The 20,471-nt window shown below is 70.1% G+C and carries 26 protein-coding genes; 18 read left to right on the top strand and 8 right to left on the bottom strand.

Annotated features, from left to right (window positions below):
* Nucleotides 1-183: 183 nt before the first annotated feature.
* On the bottom strand, nt 184-711 hold the full coding sequence (locus tag ACFWW9_RS40435; protein ID WP_390387956.1) for a helix-turn-helix domain-containing protein: 528 nt from the start codon (nt 709-711) through the stop codon (nt 184-186).
* A gap of 53 nt (nt 712-764) precedes the next feature.
* Between ACFWW9_RS40435 and ACFWW9_RS40430 the strand changes: the two genes are divergently transcribed.
* Nucleotides 765-1,631: an alpha/beta fold hydrolase gene (locus ACFWW9_RS40430; protein ID WP_390387955.1), complete on the top strand. Its 867-nt coding sequence runs from the start codon at nt 765-767 to the stop codon at nt 1,629-1,631.
* On the opposite strand, the gene ACFWW9_RS40425 is transcribed toward ACFWW9_RS40430, so the two are convergent.
* Nucleotides 1,628-2,596, bottom strand: coding sequence for a 4-hydroxy-3-methylbut-2-enyl diphosphate reductase (locus ACFWW9_RS40425; protein WP_390387954.1), 969 nt, complete (start codon nt 2,594-2,596; stop codon nt 1,628-1,630). The two genes, ACFWW9_RS40430 and ACFWW9_RS40425, sit on opposite strands and share 4 nt — an antisense overlap.
* A gap of 99 nt (nt 2,597-2,695) precedes the next feature.
* On the opposite strand from ACFWW9_RS40425, the gene ACFWW9_RS40420 reads away from it, so the two are divergent.
* The 5 genes from ACFWW9_RS40420 to glpX all read left to right on the top strand — a co-directional run bounded on the left by ACFWW9_RS40420 (nt 2,696) and on the right by glpX (nt 6,231).
* Nucleotides 2,696-3,217: a lipid droplet-associated protein gene (locus ACFWW9_RS40420; protein ID WP_390387953.1), complete on the top strand. Its 522-nt coding sequence runs from the start codon at nt 2,696-2,698 to the stop codon at nt 3,215-3,217.
* Complete coding sequence (gene xseA / locus ACFWW9_RS40415; RefSeq protein ID WP_390387952.1) at nt 3,214-4,473, top strand: exodeoxyribonuclease VII large subunit; 1,260 nt, start codon at nt 3,214-3,216, stop codon at nt 4,471-4,473. Before ACFWW9_RS40420 ends, xseA begins: the two co-directional genes overlap by 4 nt.
* Nucleotides 4,454-4,885 (top strand): sugar ABC transporter substrate-binding protein, encoded by a 432-nt coding sequence (locus ACFWW9_RS40410; RefSeq protein ID WP_390387950.1) that lies wholly within the window; start codon nt 4,454-4,456, stop codon nt 4,883-4,885. Before xseA ends, ACFWW9_RS40410 begins: the two co-directional genes overlap by 20 nt.
* On the top strand, nt 4,882-5,100 hold the full coding sequence (locus ACFWW9_RS40405) for an exodeoxyribonuclease VII small subunit (protein WP_390387949.1): 219 nt from the start codon (nt 4,882-4,884) through the stop codon (nt 5,098-5,100). Before ACFWW9_RS40410 ends, ACFWW9_RS40405 begins: the two co-directional genes overlap by 4 nt.
* A 72-nt stretch (nt 5,101-5,172) precedes the next feature.
* Complete coding sequence (glpX, locus tag ACFWW9_RS40400; RefSeq protein ID WP_390387947.1) at nt 5,173-6,231, top strand: class II fructose-bisphosphatase; 1,059 nt, start codon at nt 5,173-5,175, stop codon at nt 6,229-6,231.
* On the opposite strand, the gene ACFWW9_RS40395 is transcribed toward glpX, so the two are convergent.
* Entirely contained in the window at nt 6,228-7,067 is an 840-nt protein-coding gene (locus ACFWW9_RS40395; protein WP_390387946.1) for a helix-turn-helix domain-containing protein, read from the bottom strand. The two genes, glpX and ACFWW9_RS40395, sit on opposite strands and share 4 nt — an antisense overlap.
* A 105-nt stretch (nt 7,068-7,172) precedes the next feature.
* Here ACFWW9_RS40395 and ACFWW9_RS40390 point away from each other — a divergent pair, with 105 nt between their 5' ends.
* From ACFWW9_RS40390 to ACFWW9_RS40365, 6 genes are all read left to right on the top strand, one after another.
* Nucleotides 7,173-7,928, top strand: a complete 756-nt coding sequence (locus ACFWW9_RS40390) for a nuclear transport factor 2 family protein (RefSeq protein WP_390387945.1) — start codon at nt 7,173-7,175, stop codon at nt 7,926-7,928.
* A gap of 125 nt (nt 7,929-8,053) precedes the next feature.
* Nucleotides 8,054-8,824, top strand: a complete 771-nt coding sequence (locus ACFWW9_RS40385) for a S1 family peptidase (RefSeq protein ID WP_390387944.1) — start codon at nt 8,054-8,056, stop codon at nt 8,822-8,824.
* 118 nt (nt 8,825-8,942) lie between these two features.
* Nucleotides 8,943-9,440, top strand: coding sequence for a L,D-transpeptidase (locus ACFWW9_RS40380; RefSeq protein WP_390387942.1), 498 nt, complete (start codon nt 8,943-8,945; stop codon nt 9,438-9,440).
* A gap of 86 nt (nt 9,441-9,526) precedes the next feature.
* Nucleotides 9,527-10,183, top strand: coding sequence for a L,D-transpeptidase (locus ACFWW9_RS40375; RefSeq protein WP_390387941.1), 657 nt, complete (start codon nt 9,527-9,529; stop codon nt 10,181-10,183).
* A 69-nt stretch (nt 10,184-10,252) separates the two neighbouring features.
* Nucleotides 10,253-10,804: a L,D-transpeptidase gene (locus ACFWW9_RS40370; protein ID WP_390387940.1), complete on the top strand. Its 552-nt coding sequence runs from the start codon at nt 10,253-10,255 to the stop codon at nt 10,802-10,804.
* Between the two features lie 59 nt (nt 10,805-10,863).
* Nucleotides 10,864-11,274 carry a L,D-transpeptidase gene (locus ACFWW9_RS40365; protein ID WP_390387939.1) on the top strand — a complete coding sequence of 137 codons (411 nt, stop codon included), beginning with the start codon at nt 10,864-10,866 and terminating at the stop codon, nt 11,272-11,274.
* Here ACFWW9_RS40365 and ACFWW9_RS40360 read toward each other — a convergent pair.
* Together ACFWW9_RS40360 and ACFWW9_RS40355 are read right to left on the bottom strand one after the other, a co-directional pair.
* Complete coding sequence (locus tag ACFWW9_RS40360) at nt 11,243-11,473, bottom strand: hypothetical protein (protein ID WP_390387938.1); 231 nt, start codon at nt 11,471-11,473, stop codon at nt 11,243-11,245. The two genes, ACFWW9_RS40365 and ACFWW9_RS40360, sit on opposite strands and share 32 nt — an antisense overlap.
* On the bottom strand, nt 11,461-11,664 hold the full coding sequence (locus ACFWW9_RS40355) for a zinc finger protein (RefSeq protein ID WP_390387937.1): 204 nt from the start codon (nt 11,662-11,664) through the stop codon (nt 11,461-11,463). The genes ACFWW9_RS40360 and ACFWW9_RS40355 overlap by 13 nt, the downstream gene beginning before the upstream one ends.
* A gap of 102 nt (nt 11,665-11,766) precedes the next feature.
* Here ACFWW9_RS40355 and ACFWW9_RS40350 point away from each other — a divergent pair, with 102 nt between their 5' ends.
* Genes ACFWW9_RS40350 through ACFWW9_RS40340 form a run of 3 tightly spaced genes read left to right on the top strand, consistent with a single transcriptional unit; the run spans nt 11,767 to nt 13,687 of the window.
* Nucleotides 11,767-12,597 carry a helix-turn-helix domain-containing protein gene (locus ACFWW9_RS40350; RefSeq protein ID WP_390387936.1) on the top strand — a complete coding sequence of 277 codons (831 nt, stop codon included), beginning with the start codon at nt 11,767-11,769 and terminating at the stop codon, nt 12,595-12,597.
* Between the two features lie 8 nt (nt 12,598-12,605).
* Nucleotides 12,606-12,773 carry a DUF397 domain-containing protein gene (locus tag ACFWW9_RS40345; protein ID WP_390387935.1) on the top strand — a complete coding sequence of 56 codons (168 nt, stop codon included), beginning with the start codon at nt 12,606-12,608 and terminating at the stop codon, nt 12,771-12,773.
* Nucleotides 12,774-12,820: 47 nt separating this feature from the next.
* On the top strand, nt 12,821-13,687 hold the full coding sequence (locus ACFWW9_RS40340) for a phosphotransferase enzyme family protein (RefSeq protein WP_390387934.1): 867 nt from the start codon (nt 12,821-12,823) through the stop codon (nt 13,685-13,687).
* Here ACFWW9_RS40340 and ACFWW9_RS40335 read toward each other — a convergent pair.
* On the bottom strand, nt 13,659-13,874 hold the full coding sequence (locus tag ACFWW9_RS40335; protein ID WP_390387933.1) for a hypothetical protein: 216 nt from the start codon (nt 13,872-13,874) through the stop codon (nt 13,659-13,661). The genes ACFWW9_RS40340 and ACFWW9_RS40335 overlap by 29 nt on opposite strands.
* A 22-nt stretch (nt 13,875-13,896) precedes the next feature.
* A complete protein-coding gene (locus ACFWW9_RS40330) occupies nt 13,897-14,862 on the bottom strand; it encodes an NAD(P)/FAD-dependent oxidoreductase (protein ID WP_390387932.1) in 966 nt (321 codons plus the stop codon).
* A 103-nt stretch (nt 14,863-14,965) separates the two neighbouring features.
* Between ACFWW9_RS40330 and ACFWW9_RS40325 the strand changes: the two genes are divergently transcribed.
* On the top strand, nt 14,966-16,360 hold the full coding sequence (locus ACFWW9_RS40325) for a class II fumarate hydratase (RefSeq protein WP_390387930.1): 1,395 nt from the start codon (nt 14,966-14,968) through the stop codon (nt 16,358-16,360).
* 3 nt (nt 16,361-16,363) lie between these two features.
* Here the strand turns inward: ACFWW9_RS40325 and ACFWW9_RS40320 are convergent, their stop codons facing one another.
* Nucleotides 16,364-17,242: a DMT family transporter gene (locus ACFWW9_RS40320; protein ID WP_390387929.1), complete on the bottom strand. Its 879-nt coding sequence runs from the start codon at nt 17,240-17,242 to the stop codon at nt 16,364-16,366.
* A 46-nt stretch (nt 17,243-17,288) separates the two neighbouring features.
* On the opposite strand from ACFWW9_RS40320, the gene ACFWW9_RS40315 reads away from it, so the two are divergent.
* Together ACFWW9_RS40315 and ACFWW9_RS40310 are read left to right on the top strand one after the other, a co-directional pair.
* Nucleotides 17,289-18,653, top strand: a complete 1,365-nt coding sequence (locus ACFWW9_RS40315) for a PLP-dependent aminotransferase family protein (protein ID WP_390387928.1) — start codon at nt 17,289-17,291, stop codon at nt 18,651-18,653.
* Between the two features lie 36 nt (nt 18,654-18,689).
* On the top strand, nt 18,690-20,216 hold the full coding sequence (locus tag ACFWW9_RS40310; protein WP_390387927.1) for an ATP-dependent DNA ligase: 1,527 nt from the start codon (nt 18,690-18,692) through the stop codon (nt 20,214-20,216).
* The last annotated feature ends 255 nt before the right edge of the window (nt 20,217-20,471 follow it).

Below are 20,471 nucleotides of genomic sequence, written 5' to 3'. Positions count from 1 at the left end.
TTGGAGATCGGGCAGGGCTTTGGGGCACTGCCTTTTGGCCCGATCAAGGGGCAAATCTAGGGGCCCCAAATCAAATCGGACACAGCACGCTGGAAATCGAAGCCGCTAAATGAGCGAGCCGGAAGCGGCAGCCGCCAACCAGCCCAGCTGCAAGCCGTAGCCGCCGGGAGACCCAGCAAACCCCTACTCCTCAGCCGGAAACAGAATCGGGCTGAGCAGGTGTCGCCTGCGCCCAACTGAAGGCTCGTACCCCAGTCGCGGCACGATCACCGCGCGGAGTTCGCCGATCATCTCCAGCAGCTCCTCCGGGCTCAACCACACCGCGTGCTGCCGGTACCCCACAGCGTCCGCTCCCGGATCCGAGCTCTCCCGATCCAGGTAAGCGTTGAACTCCGCGATCAACGCCGCCATCGCCGTGGCGAAAACACGCCGGTGGTCCTCCACGGTCGCCGAAGCGGCCGTCTCCGCGTCGATCACCGCTCGGTCCCGCCGCAACCGGTAGTGCCGTTCCACGGCCCCGTGGACCCGCAGCTCCCCGTCGACTTCCAGGATGCCGCCTTCGGTGAGCAGGGCGACGTGCCGGTACACGGTCGCCTTGGACACGTCCGGCATCCGTTCGCACAGCTGTCCCGTCGTCAACGCCCGGCCGCCGGACATCGCGTGGACGACGCGGAGTCGTACCGGGTGCAGGAGGAGTTCGACCGTATCCACCCCAGCAGTTTCTCATGTCTGATACCGTTCGCAAACTTGAGAAAGAGGTGGTTATGGCCATTCCACTGGGGAATCTGCACAACGGACTGCTGGTGCACCGCTCAGGCGAGGGGGGGCCTGCGGTGGTGTTCCTGCCGGGGGCCGGGTTGGTGGGGTTGGATTTTCTGAACGTCCAAGCGCTGGTCTCGGAGTTCACGACGAGCGTGCTCTACGACCGGGCGGGCACCGGGTGGAGTGCGTCCGCTGACCTTCCCCGGACGGCGGAGGAGGTGGCGGTCGAGCTGCGGGAGGTGCTGTCAGCGGCGGCAGCCGAAGGGCCGTACGTGCTGGTGGGGCACTCCATTGGCGGGTTCTACGCGCGGCGGTACGCGCAGTTGTTCCCGGACGAGGTGGCGGGGATGGTGTTGCTCGACCCCGGTCACGAGGACATCTTCGACTACCTGCCCGCGCGGGCCGCCGAGATGAACGAGCAGATGAAGCAGAGCACCAACGACATGCCGGACCTGACCGACGAGCAAGTCGAAGCGTCGCGGGCCGCCCTGCGGAACCTGTACGCCGGGTGGCCGGAGGACGTGCTCGGGGCGTTGGTCGAGTACCACCTGCGCGCGTGGCGGACGGGGATTCGGGAGGCGTCCAACCTGGAGACCGATGTGCACGAAGAACTGCGTCGCGGTGGGAAGGTGCCCGAGGTGCCCACCGTGGTGCTCAGCGCTGGTGGGCAGAACCTGTTCTGGGCGAAGTTCGTGGCTGAGGACGTGCTGGTCGAGGCGTTGGCCGGGTTGGCGCGGATGCACGCGGACATGGCTGGGCCGCGTGGGGAGCACCGGGTGCTCGACGGGGCTTCTCACCAGTACCTGACCGTCGAGCAGCCCGATGCCGTGGTGCGCGCTGTTCGGGACGTGGTGGAGCTGGCCCGCTAGCGGACGCGGCTCTGGCGGACTTCCTTCGGGAGGGCGAACGCGATCGTCTCGTTCGCCGTGGTGATCTCCTCCACGTCGCCGTAGCCGCGTTCGCCGAGCCACTTCAGCAGCTCCATGACCAGGATGTCCGGCACGGACGCGCCGCTGGTCACGCCGACCGTGGTGACGCCCTCCAGCCAGGCCTCGTCGACCTCCTTGGCGTAGTCGATGAGGTACGACGCCTTGGCGCCGGACTGGAGGGCCACCTCGACCAGGCGGACCGAGTTGGACGAGTTCTTGGAGCCCACGACGAGGACCAGGTCGCACGACGGGGCCATCGTCTTCACGGCCGTCTGGCGGTTGGACGTGGCGTAGCAGATGTCGTCGCTCGGCGGGTCCTGGAGGTCCGGGAACTTGTTCTTCAGCTGGTTGACCCGGACCATCGTCTCGTCGACCGAGAGGGTGGTCTGGGACAGCCAGATGACCTTGGACGGGTCGCGGACGACGACCTTGTCGACGTCCTCCGCCGTGTCCACGAGCTGGATGTGCTCGGGGGCCTCACCGGCGGTGCCCTCGACCTCCTCGTGGCCCTCGTGGCCGATCAGGAGGATGTCGTAGTCGTCGCGGGCGAAGCGCTTCGCCTCCATGTGCACCTTGGTGACCAGCGGGCACGTGGCGTCGATGGTGCGCAGCGAGCGCTCGGCCGCCTCCTCGTGCACCGCGGGCGACACGCCGTGCGCGGAGAACACGACGAGCGCGCCCTCGGGGACCTCGTCGGTCTGGTCGACGAAGATCGCGCCGCGGTCGCTGAGGGTCTCGACCACGTGCTTGTTGTGGACGATCTCCTTGCGCACGTACACGGGGGCGCCGTACTGCTCCAGGGCCTTCTCGACCGCGACGACCGCACGGTCGACACCCGCGCAGTAGCCGCGTGGCTTGGCCAGCAGCACGCGTTTCGGAGTGGCGTTGTCAGTCGGTGCGGTCATGCCACCAAGGGTACGGGGGTACCGCTGAGAGGCCGAAATGCGCAGCGTCACGCCCGTCGGCAGTAGGCATCGGGCACCGAAGTGCGGGAAGCTGGGCGCATGAAGCCATTGCCGCTGCCGGTCCGCATCGCGGCAGGCCTCGCGGTCACCGCCGTCGAGCGGGCCCGCCTGCTCCCCCAGCAGCTCGCGGGCCTGCCCGTGACGGTCGTGAGCGAGGCGCTGCAACTGTCCATGCGTCTTCAGCAACACGTCACCGAGCTGGCGATCAAGGGTGACGACGTGCTGTCCGGGATGCGCCCGCCGGAAGATGAACCCGAATGGGCGACGTTCGACGAGGACGAAAGTCCCCCGATCGTGTCCCCCGAAGCGCAGGTCGAGGACACGTCGGACGACGACGGCGACGACCCGTGGACCGAGGAGGAGCGCGCGATAGCGGCCGAGCCGCCCGCCGCGCTGCCCGTCTACGACGAGCTGTCGCTGCCGCAGCTCCGGGCCCGGCTGCGGGTGCTGTCCGCGGAGGACCTGGAGGACCTGCTCGCCTACGAGCGCGCCCACGACGACCGGCCGCAGTTCACCGGGATGTTGAACCGGCGCATCGCCACCGTTCGCGCGCAGTCGTGACGCAGTCGGACGCCCCCTCCACGCCCGAGCAGCCGTGGCCGGTTCGGACGGTCGCGCGGAAGATCACCGAGTGGATCAACCGGCTCGGCGCGGTGTGGGTGGAGGGGCAGATCACCCAGGTGTCGGCGCGGCCCGGCACGGCGACGGCGTTCCTCACGCTGCGGGACCCGTCGGTGGACATGTCGATGTCGTTGACGAGCCCCATCGGGCTGGTGCGCGGCATGGAGCCGCCGCTGACCGACGGCAGCCGTGTCGTGGTGCACGGGAAGCCGACGTTCTTCGCCGGGCGCGGCACGTTGAGCCTGCGGGTGGACGAGATCCGCGCGGTGGGCATCGGCGAGCTGCTGGCCCGGATCGAGCGGCTGCGCAAGCTGCTGAACGCCGAAGGCCTGTTCGACCCGCGGCGCAAGCGGAAGCCGCCGTTCCTGCCGAACAAGATCGGCCTGATCACCGGGCGCGCGTCGGCGGCCGAGCGGGACGTGCTGACGAACGCCCGCAACCGGTGGCCCGGCGCGAGGTTCCGGGTCGTCAACGTCGCCGTGCAGGGCGCGACGGCGGTGCCGCAGATCCTCACCGCACTGTCCACTTTGGAGCGTGATCCCGAGGTCGACGTGATCGTCCTCGCGCGCGGCGGCGGCAGCGTCGAGGACCTGCTGCCGTTCTCCGACGAGGCGCTGTGCCGGGCCGTGGCGTCCTGCCGCACGCCGATCATGTCCGCGATCGGCCACGAACCGGACAGCCCGCTCGTCGACTACGTCGCGGACGTCCGCTGCTCCACGCCGACCGACGCGGGCAAACGGGTGGTTCCGGATGTGGCGGAAGAAGCAACGCGGATCCGCCAGATGCGTGACCGCGCCCGCCGCGCGCTGCACGGCTGGGTCGACCGCGAGCGGAAGCTGCTGCACTCGTTGCGCACCCGACCTGCGCTTTCCGACCCGTACGCGCCGCTGGACCGCCGCCGCGAGGACGTCGACCGGCTGCGGGAACGGGCCCGGCGCGCGGTGCTGGCCCGGCTGTCGACCGAGCAGAACGGCCTGGCCTCGACAAAAGCGCGCTTGACGACCCTCGGACCGGCAGCCACGCTTGCGCGCGGATACGCGGTAGTGCAACGCGTCACACCCGAGGGGGTGGACGGGGTGCTGAGGTCGACGACCGAGGCCCCCGCGGGGACGCGGTTGCGCGTGCGCGTGGCGGACGGGGCCGTGCACGCGGTCGTGAGCGAGGACGGAGGCAGTGGTGCCGAACCCGGCGAATGAACCCACGTTCCTCCCGTTGACGATGGCCGCGGCCGGATCGGCGGCGGGCGGCTCGGCCGACCCGCTGGCCCGTGACAGCGCGCAGGTCGTCCAGCACCACGCGCGGACGGCGAACGCCGCCGCCGCGGACTGCTGGACCTCCCTCGTCGCGGGGTGCACGTCGGGCCGCGAGACGTTGATCAACGAACTGCGCCACCTCTCGCTGGCGACCTCGCAGTACGCGGGGACCCGCTGGTGGCTGAGCCACGGCTCGGTGCACCGCAAGCGGGTCGTGTCGGCCGAGGGGCGCATCGACGAGGCCGTGCGGGACGGTGACGGCGCCGAGTTCGCCGAGGCGTTCGTCGGGTACGACCAGGCCGTCGCCACCGTCGTGGCGCACGTGCAGAGCAGATTGGGGAGTTTGACCCAGTGAGTTCCACCGAGACCGAACTCGGGTACGAGGCCGCGCGCGACGAGCTGGTGGAGGTGGTCCGCAGGCTGGAGGCGGGCGGGCTCTCGCTGGAGGACTCGATCGCGCTGTGGGAGCGCGGCGAGGCGTTGGCCAAGACGTGCGAGAGCCACCTCGACGGGGCGAAGGAGCGGATCGACGCCGCCCTCGCGGTCGTGGAGGAGGACGTCGAGGGCTGACATTGGGACCCTGGTCACGGGGTACTCCGTGCGAGGATTGGTCTACCGGCCGATCATCCCAGGAGGAGCACAATGGTGAGCTCGAACCCTTCCGAACGCCGCCGCGAAGCGCCCGATCGGAACCTGGCGCTGGAATTGGTCCGGGTCACCGAGGCCGCCGCGATGGCGGCCGGTCGGTGGGTCGGCCGGGGCGACAAGAACGGCGGCGACGGCGCGGCCGTGGACGCCATGCGCAAGCTGATCCACACCGTGTCGATGCGCGGGGTCGTCGTGATCGGCGAGGGCGAGAAGGACGAGGCGCCCATGCTCTACAACGGTGAAGAGGTCGGCAACGGCGACGGCCCGGACTGCGACGTCGCCGTGGACCCGATCGACGGGACCACGTTGATGGCCAAGGGGATGCCGAACGCGCTGGCCGTGCTCGCCGTCGCCGAGCGCGGGGCGATGTTCGACCCGTCCGCGGTGTTCTACATGGAGAAGCTCGCCGTGGGCCCGGAGGCGGCGGACGTCATCGACATCACCGCGCCCATCGCGGAGAACATCCGCCGGGTGGCGAAGGCGAAGCACATCGACGTGACGGACGTGACGGTCTGCATCCTCGACCGGCCGCGCCACGAGCACCTGGTGCACGAGGTCCGCGAGGCCGGGGCGCGCATCCACTTCATCTCCGACGGCGACGTGGCCGGCGCGATCTCCGCCGCCCGCCCGGACACCGGCGTGGACCTGCTCGTCGGCATCGGCGGCACGCCCGAGGGCATCATCGCCGCGGCCGCGTTGAAGTGCATCGGCGGCGAGATCCAGGCGAAGCTGTGGCCGAAGGACGACGAGGAGCGGCAGAAGGCGATCGACGCGGGCCACGACCTGGACCGCGTGCTGACCACGCGGGAACTCGTGCGCGGTGACAACGTGTTCTTCTGCGCGACCGGTGTGACCAGCGGCGACCTGCTGCGCGGCGTGCACTACCGGTCCGGCGGCTGCACCACGCAGTCGATCGTGATGCGCTCGAAGTCCGGCACCGTGCGGATGATCGACGGGTTCCACCGGTTGACGAAGCTGCGCGAGTACTCGTCGGTGGACTTCGACCGGCTGGCCGAGGCCGAGGCGGAGCAGCTGCTGCCGCCGCTGCCCTAGGTCCGTTCCCCCGCCCGGAAAGCGCCGGGGGTGTCGCCGGTCTCGCGGGTGAAGAACTTGCCGAAGTTGGTCGGCTCGGTGAACCCGAGCCGGTGCGCGACGGCCGCCACGGGCACGTCGGTGTGGGCCAGCAGGCGCTTGGCCTCCAGCGCCACGCGGGCGTCGATGAGGGCCTTGGCGGTGTGGCCGGTGGCGGCCTGGCACAGGCGGTTGAGGCCGCGCACCGAGTAGCCGACGCGGGCGGCGTAGTCGGCCGCGTTGCGCGTCCTGGCGAACGACGACTCCAGTTCCCGCCGGAAGTGCCGGAACGCGGCGCTCTGCCCCGGCTCGTCGGCCGGGGCGGACCGGACCGCGCGCAGCAGCAGTGCGGCGAGCAGGTGCCGCAGCACGTCCACGGTGACCGGGTCCGGGTCCCGCACCGCGCGGCGGTACTCGGCGGCCAGGTCGTCCACGGCCAGGTCGTCCGGCGGCACGGTCCACGCGACGGGGCCGAACGAGTCGAGCAGGCCCGCGGCCCGGTCGAGCCGGGGCGGGAAGTCGGCGGTGAACAGCACCATCGTGACGTCGAGGCCCGCGGACGGCAGGCGCAGCACCCGGCCGGGGGCGACGTGCAACAACGTGCCCGCCGAGCACGGCCGGTCGACGAAATCGACCATCATGCCGCCCGTGCCGCCGGTCACCAGGAACAGCTGGTGGAAGTCGGCCCTGTGCACCACGTCCAGGGTGTGAGCGGGCAGTCTTTCCCTGAGGTCGGCGAAGTCCAGCACCTGCACGCCCAGGCTCGGGCGGTCCGGGTTGCTGTAGCCGAACTCCGTGACGTGTCCGCTTTCGACCATGGTGGTTCCCGATCCTACCTCGCTGTTCGAGGCCGATCGGCCGAAGCTCGTGGGGTGGCGGTCGGACGTCGGGTCCACCGCACCGGAGCGAAATGGACTACCACCGTGAGCGACAAGGAACTGGTTCTCCGGGCGTTGGGCGACCTCTTCGGGAGCAAGGACCCCGCCGCCGTGGACCGCTGGATCGCGCCGGGCTACCGGCAGCACAGCTCGCTCGCCGCCGACGGCCCGGACGCGTTGCGCGCCTTGATCTCCTCTCTGCCCGCCGACTTCCGCTACGAGGGCGCGCGGGTGATCGCGGACGGCGACCTCGTGGCCCTGCACGGCGTCTACCACGGCTTCGGGCCGGAGCCGCTGGTCGCGTTCGACCTCTTCCGGATCGAGGACGGGAAGCTGGCCGAGCACTGGGACGCGCTGACGCCCGTGGTCGCGGAGACCGCGAGCGGTCGGTCGCAGGTCGACGGCCCGGTGACGGCGTCCGACCTCGACCGTACTGAGCGGAACCGGGCGCTGGTGACCGAGTTCGCCCAGCGGGTCCTGGTCGACGCGGACTACTCGGTCCTCACCGACTACATCTCCACGTCCACGTACGACCAGCACAACCCGGAGGCGGCCGACGGGCTCGCGGGCTTCGGCGCGGCGGCCGCGAAGTGGGGCGAGCAGGGCAAGAACCTCGTCTACAAGACCGTGCACCGGGTCGTCGCCGAAGGGGACCTCGTGCTGCTCCAGTCCGAGGGGGAGTTCGGCGAGCCCGTCGCCTACTGGGACCTGTTCCGCGTCGCCGACGGGAAGATCGTCGAGCACTGGGACGTCATCGCGCCGATCCCGGCGGACCTGCCGCACGGCAACGGGCTGTTCTGACCGTCCCCGTCAACGGTTAAGGCCCCCTCACCGGCCGTGTGGGGGTGGTGACCATGGGAGACATGTCCTTAGTTTCCGTTTCGTCCCCGGCAACCCTGCGTCGGGGACGGGAAGGAACGGAAACGATGAGGGCACGTTCCCTGTTCACGGCCGTCGCTGTCGCGCTCGGCATGGCGTTCGCCTCGATGGGCGCCGCCACGGCGCAACCCACGGTCGACGGTGGTGGTGTGTCGCCGATGATCGTCGGCGGCGGCAACGCCACCCAGGTCTACTCGTTCATGGTGTCCCTCCAGAGCACCTCGGGCGGGCACTTCTGCGGCGGGTCGCTGATCAAGGCCAACTGGGTCGTCACGGCCAAGCACTGCGTCCAGGGCCGCAGCCCCGCCTCGACGCGGGCGCGGATCGGGACCACCAACCGGACCAGCGGCGGCACCCTGGCCTCCGCGAGCCGGATCGTCGTGCACCCCAGCGCCGACCTGGCGCTCGTCCAGCTGTCCACGTCGGTCACCCAGTCGCCCGCCCGGATCTCGACGTCGTCCGGCGCGGTCGGCACGGCCACCCGCATCATCGGCTGGGGCCAGACGTGCCCGTCGTCGAGCGGGTGCGGCGCGGCTCCGATCACGTTGCAGCAGCTCGACACGTCGATCGTGGCGGACAGCCGGTGCGGCGGCATCAGCGCGGCCACCGAGATCTGCACGAACAACACCGACGGCAACAAGGGCGCCTGCTACGGCGACTCCGGCGGCCCGCAGATCAAGTCGGTCGGCGGTGTGTGGGAGCTGATCGGCGCCACCAGCCGCAGCGGCGGTGGCGCCACCTGCGCCACGGCTCCGTCGATCTACGTCGACGTTCCCGCGTTCCGCACCTGGATCAGCGGGTACGCCGGCTCCGTTTAACCGACATCGCTTCGGGGAGACGCGCATGGTTGGCCGTCTTCGGGGAAACCCGGAGGCGGTCAACCTTTCTCGGTGGCCACTCGTCTTGCTCCGTGACAGGACGAACTAGGAGTGGTGGATGCGCGTTCTTCTCGTGGTGGCAACGGCTTTGCTGGCTTCGGCGTGCGCTCAGGCGCCCGTCGCGGCCCCCGTGGCCACCCCTCCCCCCGCGACCAGCTCGGAGGCTCCCCCGCCACCGCAGCCCGCCCCGCCGCGCTTGCCCGCCAACCCGTGCACGATCACCGACGGCGCGTGCGTGCGCATGTCGACGTCGGAGAGCTGGCTGATCAGCGGTGGGGCCATCAGCTACGGCCCGGTGAAGTCGGCGTTCGGCATGCCGGGCAACGAGACGCCGACCGGCGACTTCCAGGTGCTCTACAAGGTCCGGTACGACCGGAGCCTGGCCTACGACCAGGACATGCCGTACTCGGTGTACTTCCGCGACGACGGCATCGCGTTCCACCAGGGCGACCTCGCCCCGGCGTCGTCGCACGGCTGCGTCCACCTGGCCGAGGAGTCCGCCGCGAAGTTCTTCGACTTCCTCCAGCCGGGCGCTCAGGTCCAAGTCGTCGCCTAGGCGACTCCCGTTCGTTACCGGCGGCGGGCAACCATGATCGGGTGACAGGCGTCTCACCTCCTGACACGACGATCAGGGGGTCGGACATGCGCGTTCTCCTCGTACTGGCAACGGCGTTGCTCTTCACCGCGGGGTGCGCGCGGGGTGAGCAGACCGAGGCGGCGGTGCGGGTCTCGACACCGACCTCCACCTCCGCTTCGGCGTCATCCCCGGCTCCGGCTTCCTCGTCGACCTCGGCCGCCCCGGCGTCCTCGTCGTCCACGTCGTCGTCGGAAACCCCGCCGCCCGCGCCTCCGGTCACCACCGAGGCCCCGCCGCCGGTCACGACGACCGAGGTCCCGCCCCCGCCGCCGCAGCCCGCCCCGCCGCCCCCGCCCGTCACGGTCGCGGGCACGCCGTGCGACATCACCAACGGCGCGTGCGTCGAGCTGTCGTCGCAGCAGACGTGGCTCATCAGCAACGGCGTGGTGACCTACGGTCCAGTCCCGATCACCTCGGGACGACCGGGCTACGAGACGCCCACGGGCTACTTCCCGGTGCTGCACAAGGTGCTGCACGAGGTGAGCCGCCCGTACAACAACGCGCCCATGCCGTACTCGGTGTACTTCACCAACTACGGCATCGCGTTCCACGAGGGCAGCCTCGAGGTGCCGTCGCACGGCTGCGTCCACCTGTCCCAGGAAGCGGCCGCGACCTACTTCGACTTCCTCCAGTCCGGCCAGCAGGTTCAGGTCACCCCCTAGTTCTGCCTCCGCTGCAACCTTTGACATCGCCCGATCGTCACTCCTGACAAGACGATCAGGGGAGTTCAGATGCGGGTTCTTCTAGTGGTGGCAACGGCTTTGCTCGCCGCGGCCTGCGCGCAGGGCGGTCAGACCGCGGCGGCCGGGTCTGCTCCCCCGGCTCCGGTCACGTCGTCGGCGGCGGCTCCTTCCTCGGAGCCACCCGCCACGACCACCACGACCCCGCCGCCCCAGCCCGCCCCGCCGCCGCAGCCGGTGACCGTCGCGGGCACGCCGTGCGAGATCACCAACGGCGCGTGCATCTCCCTGTCTAGCCAGCAGACGTGGCTCATCGCCAACGGCGCGGTGACCTACGGTCCAGTCCCGATCACCTCGGGACGGGTGGGCTACGAGACGCCTCCGGGCATGTTCGCGGTGCAGTACAAGGTTCGCGACGAGGTCAGCCGCGAGTTCAACAACGCCCCCATGCCGTACTCGGTGTACTTCGAGGACGGTGGGATCGCCTTCCACGAGGGCAGCCTGGAGGTGCCGTCGCACGGCTGCGTCCACCTGTCCCACGAAGCCGCCGTCACCTACTTCGAGACACTTTCACAAGGCGCGCAGGTCCAGGTGGTTGGATGATCCGTCCCGTGGGTACCCGACGGGATGAGGGGTGATTCGAGATGAGGATTCTCGGCACTGTGATCGCAACACTGGCCTTGGCTCTCGGCTTCGCGATTCCCGCGCAGGCCGCAGCCGCGGACTCCCCCTGCTCCATCGCGGAGGGCGCATGTCTGCGACTGTCCACGAACGAGGCTTGGCTCATCTACCACGGTTCCGTCAGCTACGGTCCTGTTCCCGTGACGCACGGCAGGCCGGGCTACGAAACTCCCACCGGCACGTTCTCCGTCCTGCGCAAGGTGCAGAACGAGTGGAGCGTCCCCTACAACGGGCCCATGCCGTACTCGACGTACTTCACGTCCGACGGCATCGCCTTCCACGAGGGCAGTCTGAGCGAGCCCTCGCACGGCTGCGTCCACCTGTCGCACGAGGCCGCGGTGACCTTCTTCGACAACCTGCTCATCGGTGAACAGGTGCAGGTGGTCCCGTAGTTTCCAGGTAGGCCTGTCCCAGCGCGATGAGCAGGCCGCCCAGCTCCGTGTAGCGGGCGGTCCGCTCATCGCCGCTGAGCAGCCCGCACGTCCGCACGAGGTGGCGCACCAGCAGCGACCCCACCTCGGGCACGTCCTGTCCCACGGCCGCAGCCGCCCGGTGCAGGGCGAGCCGCAGGTCGCCGTCTACCTCGGCCACGGCAGGATTCCCGCCTCACGCCGCCACACCGCGTCGCACACGGCGCACGTCGGCCAGCAGTTCTTGTGCTGCCAAGGGTTCCACGGCGGCTCCACCGGATCCCCGCACAACGTCTGCCCCGACTCCCCCGCCCCCAACGCGGCGGGCACCGCGTGGCGGCGTCCGCAGTGGGGCAACCACCTGAACGTCATAGTGGGATGCTGATCGTTGGAGGGCCTCCAAGGAGCCGCCTGTTCGGGCGAACTCGACCGTTGTCACGACCTGGTTCGTGGACACGCCTCTACCGTTCTTCCATGCCACGGAGACTGTCGACGGTGCGGGGCCGGGAGTTGGGCGAAGGCCTGCGCAAAGCGGTGGGGGCGGCCAAGTTGAACGGCCGCGAGCTGGCCGGGATGCTCGGCTGGGACCCCGCCAAGCTCTCGGACCTGCTCAACGGCAAAGGCGGCGTCACGGAACTGGAAGTCGCCCACCTCTTGGGCGTCTGCCGCACCCCGGTGGCCGAACGAGACCACCTCCTGGGCCTCTACCGCGAGGCCAACGCCAAGGGCTGGTGGCAACAACACGGCTCCCGCCTGCCCATCCAGCTGCGCACCCTCATCGACCACGAGAACGCCGCCACGGACATCACCGGTTGGTACATGAACCTGCCGCCGGGCTTGCTCCAGACCTCCGACTACATGCGGGCGATCATCCAGTCCTGGCCGACCATCCCGGCGGCCGAGGTCGAAGGCCGCATCAAGGCCCGCCTGGCGAGGCATGAGGTCTTCGATGGCCGCCGCGAGTTCACCTTCCTGGTCCATGAGCAGGCACTCCGGCTGCCGGTAGGTGGACCAGCGGTCATGTCCGAGCAGTTGCACCACATGCTCCGCATGTCGGTCCGGCCCTACATCTCGCTGCGGGTCGTGCCCACAGCGGTCGGCGCTCATGCGGGCCTGGCAGGCTCCTTCACCCGCATGCGGTTCGCCGGAATCCCGCCCGTCGTGTTCGTCGAAACCGAGAACTCCAGCCTGTTCATCGAGGACAAGGCACCCATCGAGGGCTACACCAAGGTGCTGGAATCACTCGGTGGCGTCGCGTTGGATGAGGAACAATCGAGGCAGCTGATCACCTCGATGGCAACCTAGGAGCCTCCATGACCTGGCGCAAGAGCACTTACAGCGCTCCCAATGGCGACTGTGTCGAGATTGGCCACCGCGTCGGTATCCGGGACAGCAAGTCCACTGGCCACTTGCCGGTGAAGGCTCCCGCTTGGTCGGCGTTCCTCTCCGCGATCAAGTCCGACAGCTTCCAATGCCGGTAGCGTTCGCGACCCTCACCCGTTCAGGCCAAACCCGCCGCCTGAAGCACTTGGCCGAGCAAGCCCTCTCCGCCTACGACCTCCCACCGGCCCCGTTGACCCTGCTCCCCAACGGCTGGAACACCAACTTCCGCGTGGGCAGGGACCACGTCCTCCGCCTACGCCCCACCTCAGCCGAGTTCGCCGAAGCGGAAACCACCTGGCTCACGGCCCTGGCCGAAGACACCAACCTGGGCGTCCCAGAACCCATCCCCACCCGCACCGGCGACTACGTCACCACCGTCACGACCCCGGACGTCCCCAGCCCACGAACCTGCGTCCTCTACCGCTGGGTAGAGGGCAAGTTCCACAACAAATCCCTGACCCCCACAGACCTCCGCAAGGTCGGCGAATTCACCGCCCACCTGCAACACCACGGCAAAACCATGCCCCCGCTGGCCCGCAACCGCGTGGACACCCTCCCCGACTACACCGCCCAACTGGCGGCAGACCTCCACTCCTCAGAAGCGGGCATCCTCTTCGAAAAAGCCATAACCCGCATCCACACCACCCAGTCAGCCCTCGGCCAGGAAGCCCACGGCCTGATCCACGCCGACCTCCACCAGGAGAACTTCCTGTTCCACAACGGCGAGGTCCGAGCCATCGACTTCGACGACTGCGGCTACGGCCACCACCTCTACGACCTGGCAGCGACCATCAGCGAGCTGGACGACCCCACCCTCCGCACCCCGCTGCTGGAGGGCTACCGCACCATCACCCCACTGGACCACGAGGAGGCCCTGGAAGACCTGATCCTCCTCCGCAACCTCCAACTCACGACGTGGGTGGTCCAGGAACGCCACGACCCCCAATTCCGCGCCACCTGGGCAGCCACCCTGAACCGCACAGTCACCCACCTGCGCGAGACCGCCCGGTGAGCCGTCGCCCCAGGTCCTTCACCCAGTCCGACACCCCCGTGGCGATGAGGATCAGCACCCACGACCCGTATGCGACCCACCGGCCGTACGCGTCGATGAGCATCAACGGAATCCCCACCACCACGTACAACGCGGCAGCCCACCGCACAAGCGCCCACACGACGACCAAAACCCGATTTGCCCCCATGGGCGCAGGGTAGTTGCCGGAGTCAGCCCTCGTTGCTCGAATGTCCTGGGAACAGGTGGGCTTCGGGGTTGAGGGCCACGGCGATGTTGTTGACCGCTGTCGCGGCTTCGCCGAAGCCGGTGGCGATGAGCTTCACCTTTCCCGGATACGCCGCCACGTCGCCCGCCGCGTACACCAGCGTCCGCTGCGTCCGCATCGTCGTGTCCACGGACACCGCCCGGTGGTCCAGTTCCAGCCCCCACGACTCGATGGGTCCGAGGTCGGCGGTGAACCCGAGTGCCGCCACGACCGCGTCGGCGGGCAGCACCTTCACGTCCCCGGACTTCACCTTCACCTCCACCTCGGCCAGCGACGGGTCACCCCGCAGGGCCGTCACCTCGGCGTCGGTGATGATCTCCACCCCAAGCTCCCGCACCGCCCGCACGGTCGGCGGGTGTGCCCGGAAGTTCGCCCGCCGGTGCACCAGCGTCACGCTCGCGGCGATCGGGTGCAGCGCCAACGCCCAGTCGAACGCCGAGTCGCCACCCCCCACGATCACCACGTGCTGGCCGGTGTGCGCGGCCAGGGACGGCACGAAGTGCACCATCCCGCGCCCCAGCCAGTCGTCCCCGGCGGGCAGCGGGCGGGGGCGGAACTCGCCCATCCCGGCGGTGATCAGCACCGCTCCGGCGGTGACGACCGTGCCGTCGGCCAAGCCGACGTGCAGCCTGCCGTCCACTGTGGACAGGTCACGGGCCTGGCGGCCGAGCAGGTACGTCGGCTTCCACTGCGCGGCCTGCTCGACCAGCGCGTCGACCAGGGCTCGGCCGCGCACGGCGGGGAACCCGGCCACGTCGAAAATCATCTTCTCGGGGTACATCGCGGTGATCTGGCCGCCCGCTTCGGGCAGTGCGTCGACCAGCGCGACGGACAGGTCCCGGAACCCCGCGTAGTAGGCCGCGAACAGCCCCGTGGGACCGGCGCCCACGATCAACAGGTCGACATCCATGGATGAAACCCCTCTGCCAGTGGTGGGTGGCAGTGCTAGATCCCGACCTTAGGTGCTGAACGCCACTGTGCCCAGATCCCCCTACGGGGACAAACTGGGGTCTATGGCAGAACAGGGGTACCGCGTCGAGCACGACACCATGGGCGAGGTCCGGGTGCCGGTCGACGCGTTGTGGCGGGCGCAGACGCAGCGGGCGGTGGAGAACTTCCCGATCTCGGGGCGCGGGCTGGAGCGGTCGCAGATCAGGGCGCTGGGGCTGCTCAAAGCGGCCGCGGCACGGGTGAACGAGCGGCTCGGGGTGCTGCCCGCGGACGTGGCGAAGGCGATCGCGGACGCGGCGGACGAGGTCGCCGCGGGGGCGCACGACGCGCACTTCCCGGTGGACGTGTTCCAGACCGGGTCCGGCACGTCGTCGAACATGAACGCGAACGAGGTCATCGCGACCCTGGCCAGCAAGAACCTGGGCCAGGACGTGCACCCGAACGACCACGTGAACGCGTCGCAGTCGTCGAACGACACGTTCCCGACGACGCTGCGGGTGGCCGCGACCGAGGCCGTCGTCAAGGACGTGATCCCGGCGCTGGAGCACCTCGCGACGACCCTCGAAGGGCGAGCGGAGGACTGGGCCGACCTGGTGAAGTCCGGTCGCACGCACCTGATGGACGCCGTGCCGATCACCCTCGGCCAGGAGGTCGGGGCGTGGGCCGCGCAGGTCCGCTACGGCGTCGAGCGGCTCACGTCGTCCGTGCCGCGGCTGGCCGAGCTGCCCATCGGCGGCACGGCCGTCGGCAGCGGCCTGAACGCGCCGGAGGGCTTCGGGGCCGCCGTGTCGGACGAGCTGGCCAAGGCCACCGGCCTGCCGCTGACCGAGGCGCGCGACCACTTCGAGGCACAGGCGACGCAGGACGGCGTCGTGGAGATCTCCGGGCAGCTCAGGGCCACCGCCGTGGGCCTGTACAAGATCGCGAACGACCTGCGCTGGCTCGGTTCCGGCCCCCGCACGGGCCTCGGCGAGCTGGCGCTGCCGGACCTCCAGCCGGGCTCGTCGATCATGCCCGGCAAGGTGAACCCGGTGATCTCCGAGGCGACGATGATGGTCGTCGCGCAGGTCATCGGCAACGACGCCACCGTTGCGTTCGCGGGCAGCCAGGGCAACTTCCAGCTCAACGTGATGCTGCCCGTCATCGCCCGCAATGTGCTGGAGTCCGCGCGCCTGCTCGCCGCCGTGGCCCGGCTGCTGGCCGACAAGGTCCTCGCGGGCACCGAGCCGCAGGTGGACCGGCTGCGCGAGCTGGCCGAGTCGTCGCCGTCGATCGTGACGCCGCTCAACCGCTACCTCGGCTACGAGGAGGCCGCGTCCATCGCGAAGCAGTCCCTCAAGGAGCGCAAGACGATCCGCGAGGTCGTGCTGGAACGCGGCCACGTCCCCGGCAAGCTCACCGAGGAGCAGCTCGACGCGGCCCTCGACGTGCTGCACATGGCCCGCGGCGGCCGCTGACCCTCACCGCGCGGGCACGGGCTCGACCGTGCCCGCGCGGGGCCGGACGCGGCCGGACGACAGCCCGACGACGCAGCCGACCGCGACGACCGCCGCGCCGGCCAGGGCGAGCAGCTTGAAGTCCTGCGCTCCCAACGACACGGACACCACGAGGCCGGAGATCGGCATCAGTCCGATGAGGACTCCCGCGCGGTCCGCGCCGAGCCTGCCGACGGCGAAGTACCAGAGCCCGAACGCGACCGCCGTCAGCACGATCGCCAACACCACCAGGGCGAGCACCTCGCGCGGCGTCGGCACCTGCCAGCCGCCGACAAACGTCCCGAGCACCGCGCCGACACCCCCGGCGATGAAGCACGCCCACGTCGCCACGGACACCCCGCCGAGCCTGCGCACCACCCCCACGGCGAACAGCGTGAACGCGGCCTCCCCGCACAGCGCGAGCGCCGCGAGCACCAGCCCCGGACCGCGCCACGCACCCCCGCCGGACAGCACCACCACGCCGAGCGCCACGATCCCCGCGCCGACGACCGTCGTCCGCGACCGCTGCCTGCTCGCCAGCGCCAGCACGATGGGCGTGCCGCCGAGCATCGCCGCCACGAAACCGGGTTCGGCGTACCGCTGCGAGTACAGGACCACGGCCGTGAACCCGAGCATCCCGAACGCCACGAGCGCGAGCAGCGCGGGCACGTCGGCGAGCTTGGGCGGCGCGGGGCGCTGGCCGCGGGCGTAGGTCCACGCGAGCAGCACGAGTCCGCTCAACGTGTACCGCATGGCCTGGCCGGTGAGCAGCGGGTAGTCCTGGAGCATGCCGGTGACCGGCACCGAAGCACCGACGATGATGGCGGCGGAGGCCCCGGCGGCCACCGCGAGTCGACTGGTCATGCCGACAGCGTGCCGGGCGGGTGGCTCACGTTTAAGCTCCACTTTCATGGTCGGCAACTGGTCCACTTATCGCGAGTTGCTCCTCCCGGCGCTGTCCGGACGCCGCCGTGCGGTCGAGACCGAGCTGCGCCAGGCCATCCGCGACGGCAGGCTCGTCACGGGCACGCGGCTGCCGTCCAGCCGGGACCTGGCCGAGCAGCTGGACGTCGCCAGGGGCACCGTGACGGCGGCGTACGCGCAACTCGTCGGCGAGGGGTACCTGACGGCCAAGCGCGGGTCGGGGACGGTCGTGACGGCCGCCGGCGGGTGGCCCGCCGACAGTCGACCGTTGCCCGATCCGGTGGTGCGGTGGCGCTACGACCTGCATCCGCGGGTGCCCGCGCTGAGCGCTTTTCCACGGGCCGAGTGGATCGCCGCGTACCGGGCCGGGTTGGCGGGGCTGTCGGACGAGGAGCTCGGTTATCCGCCCGCCGCTGGGTATCCGCCGTTGCGGGCGGAGTTGTCGGACTACCTGGGGCGGGTGCGGGCGGTGGTGTCCGAGCCGGAGGCGGTGATGTTCACCAACGGGTCCGCGCAGGGGCTGGCGCTGTTCGCGCGGACGTTGTTGGAGGAAGGGCACACGAGCATCGCCGTCGAGCACCCGTGCCACTCCGGGGTGCTGGACATGCTGCGGTCGCACGGGCTTTCGGTGGTGACGGTGCCGGTGGACGACCGCGGGATCCGGGTGGACCTGCTGGCGGCCACGGGGTGCCGGGCGGTGCACGTGACGGCCGCGCACCAGTTCCCTCTGGGGGTCGTGCTGCACCCGGAACGGCGGCATGAGCTGGTCGCGTGGGCGCGGGCGTGCGACGGGTTGGTGATCGAGGACGACTACGACGCCGAACACCGGTACGACCGGCCCGCCGTGGGGGCGTTGCAGGCGTTGGACCCGGATCACGTGGTGTACCAGGGGAGTTCGAGCAAGGTGCTCGTGCCGGGCCTGCGGCTCGGGTGGATGGTGGTGCCGGAACCGTTGCGGGAGAAGATGATCCGACGGAAGCGGTACGAGGACATGGGGTCCGACGTGGTGCACCAGGCCGCGTTCGCGCACCTGCTGCGGACGGGCGGGTACGACCGGCACCTGCGGCGAACCCGTGCGCTGTACCGGAAGCGGCGGGACGCGCTGCTGGAGGCGTTGGCGGTGGAGTTGCCCGCGTGGGAGCCGGTGGGAGTGGCGGCGGGGTTGCACGTCGTGGTCCGGCTGCCTCCGGGGACCGACGACCTGGCGGTGCAGGAACGGGCAGCACACCGTGGGGTGAACGTGATGGCGTTGGCCCGCTACTCACAGGTGCCGATGTGGCCGGGGTTGGTGCTCGGGTTCGCGTCCTTGTCGCCTGATCGGTTGAGGGAAGCGGTGCGGGAACTTCGCTGATCTGTTTTTGTCGGTGGTCGGGTGCACCATGGATCCGTGCTGTTCACCGAGGTGGTCGAGACGTCCGAGGCCGTGGCCGCTACGCGGTCCCGGTTGGCGAAGGTTGCCGCGCTGGCGGGGTTGTTGAAGAGGTTGGACACGCCCGCGGTGGTGTCCTTCCTGATCGGCGTGCCCAGCCAGGGGCGGATCGGGGCCGGGTGGCGGACGGTCTACGACGTCTCGGTGCCGCCCGCGGCCGGGGAGTCGTTGACGGTGGTGGAGGTCGACGAGGCCCTCGGGGCGTACGGCGAGTTCTCCGGGAAGGGGTCGGCCGGGCGGCGGGCTGACTTGCTGGCGGCGTTGTTCGGCCGGGCCACCGAGGCTGAGCAGGGGTTTCTCCGGCGGCTGTTGACCGGGGAGTTGCGGCAGGGGGCCCTGGAAGGCGTGATGCTGGACGCCATCGCGTCCGCCGCCGATGTGCCCGCGGGGGTGGTGCGGCGGGCGTTCATGTTGTCCGGGTCGTTGCCCTCGACAGCGGTGGCCGCGTTGCGGGGTGGTGAGGCCGAGCTGTCGCTGGTGGCGTTGGAGATCGGGCGGCCGGTGCGGCCGATGCTCGCCTCGCCCGCCGCGTCGTTGCCGGAGGCGTTGGCGGAACTGGGTAGCGTGGTGGTGGAGCACAAGCTGGACGGGGCTCGGATCCAGGTGCACCGGGACGGGTCGGAGGTGCGGATCTTCACCCGGACGTTGCGGGAGATCACGTCCACGGTGCCGGAACTGGTGGACCTCGTGCGGGCGATGCCGTGCACGTCGGTGGTGCTGGACGGGGAGACGTTGGCGTTGACCGACGACGGGAAGCCCCGGCCGTTCCAGGAGACGATGAGCCGGTTCGGGGCGCAGGACGTGCGGGAGCTGTTGCTGTCGCCGTTCTTCTTCGACTGCCTGCACCTGGACGGGCGGGACCTGTTGGACGTGCCGTTGCGGGAGCGGTTGGTGGCGTTGCGGGCGGTGGCCGGGGTGCACGTGATTCCCGGCGTGGAAGAGGCTTCGGCCTCGCAGGCCGCGGCCGTGGTGGACGACGCGTTGGCTGCGGGGCACGAAGGCGTGATGGTGAAGGCGCTGGATTCCGTTTACGCGGCGGGGAGACGTGGGAGCGCTTGGCAGAAGGTGAAGCCGGTGCACACGCTCGACCTCGTGGTGCTGGGGGTCGAGTGGGGAAGCGGGCGGCGGTCCGGGAAGTTGTCGAACCTGCACCTGGGGGCCCGTGATCCTGACGGTGGGGCGCCGATCATGGTGGGGAAGACGTTCAAGGGGATGACCGACGAGTTGCTGGCGTGGCAGACGAAGGCGTTGGCGGACATCGCGGTCGAGAAGCACCCGTGGGGGGTGGTGGTGAAGCCGGAGCTGGTGATCGAGATCGAGTTGGACGGGGCTCAGGTGAGTCCTCGGTATCCCGGTGGGGTGGCTTTGCGGTTCGCGCGGGTGTTGAGGTACCGGCCGGACAAGGACGCTGGGTCGGCGGACACGATCGACGCCGTGCGGGCGTTGCTGCCTGGGAAGGGTAGTGTTGGGGACCCGGAGGCTTAGGTGGGGTGTGCTTGCGGTGGCTGGGGTTTTTGGTGTGGTCACCCGGCTGCCTTTGATCCAGTCGGGCCGCCCTGCGGCTCTTGATCCATGCGGGTCACCCGGCGGCTCTTGATCCAGCTGGGGCACCGGGCGGCTCTTGTTCCAGCTGGGTCAGTAGGCAGCTCTTGTTCCAGCGTGCTGTGGCCGATTTGACTCGGGGACCCCTCGTTTTGCCCCTTTGTCGGGCCAAAACGGCAGGTGGAAAGCTTGCCGCCC

This window comes from Umezawaea sp. NPDC059074 (assembly GCF_042738955.1).
Classification (GTDB): domain Bacteria; phylum Actinomycetota; class Actinomycetes; order Mycobacteriales; family Pseudonocardiaceae; genus Umezawaea.
This window is presented reverse-complemented; position numbering and strand designations above follow the sequence as displayed.

Coding starts and splice junctions, on each gene's coding strand:
- ACFWW9_RS40420 (WP_390387953.1), top strand. CDS start 2,696: ATGAAGCCATTGCCGCTGCCGGTCCGCATCGCGGCAGGCCTCGCGGTC.
- ACFWW9_RS40330 (WP_390387932.1), bottom strand. CDS start 14,862: ATGGATGTCGACCTGTTGATCGTGGGCGCCGGTCCCACGGGGCTGTTC.
- ACFWW9_RS40355 (WP_390387937.1), bottom strand. CDS start 11,664: ATGACGTTCAGGTGGTTGCCCCACTGCGGACGCCGCCACGCGGTGCCC.
- ACFWW9_RS40325 (WP_390387930.1), top strand. CDS start 14,966: ATGGCAGAACAGGGGTACCGCGTCGAGCACGACACCATGGGCGAGGTC.
- ACFWW9_RS40320 (WP_390387929.1), bottom strand. CDS start 17,242: ATGACCAGTCGACTCGCGGTGGCCGCCGGGGCCTCCGCCGCCATCATC.
- ACFWW9_RS40425 (WP_390387954.1), bottom strand. CDS start 2,596: ATGACCGCACCGACTGACAACGCCACTCCGAAACGCGTGCTGCTGGCC.
- ACFWW9_RS40350 (WP_390387936.1), top strand. CDS start 11,767: ATGCCACGGAGACTGTCGACGGTGCGGGGCCGGGAGTTGGGCGAAGGC.
- ACFWW9_RS40385 (WP_390387944.1), top strand. CDS start 8,054: ATGAGGGCACGTTCCCTGTTCACGGCCGTCGCTGTCGCGCTCGGCATG.
- ACFWW9_RS40430 (WP_390387955.1), top strand. CDS start 765: ATGGCCATTCCACTGGGGAATCTGCACAACGGACTGCTGGTGCACCGC.
- ACFWW9_RS40335 (WP_390387933.1), bottom strand. CDS start 13,874: ATGGGGGCAAATCGGGTTTTGGTCGTCGTGTGGGCGCTTGTGCGGTGG.
- ACFWW9_RS40375 (WP_390387941.1), top strand. CDS start 9,527: ATGCGCGTTCTCCTCGTACTGGCAACGGCGTTGCTCTTCACCGCGGGG.
- glpX (WP_390387947.1), top strand. CDS start 5,173: ATGGTGAGCTCGAACCCTTCCGAACGCCGCCGCGAAGCGCCCGATCGG.
- ACFWW9_RS40315 (WP_390387928.1), top strand. CDS start 17,289: ATGGTCGGCAACTGGTCCACTTATCGCGAGTTGCTCCTCCCGGCGCTG.
- ACFWW9_RS40380 (WP_390387942.1), top strand. CDS start 8,943: ATGCGCGTTCTTCTCGTGGTGGCAACGGCTTTGCTGGCTTCGGCGTGC.
- ACFWW9_RS40345 (WP_390387935.1), top strand. CDS start 12,606: ATGACCTGGCGCAAGAGCACTTACAGCGCTCCCAATGGCGACTGTGTC.
- ACFWW9_RS40370 (WP_390387940.1), top strand. CDS start 10,253: ATGCGGGTTCTTCTAGTGGTGGCAACGGCTTTGCTCGCCGCGGCCTGC.
- ACFWW9_RS40395 (WP_390387946.1), bottom strand. CDS start 7,067: ATGGTCGAAAGCGGACACGTCACGGAGTTCGGCTACAGCAACCCGGAC.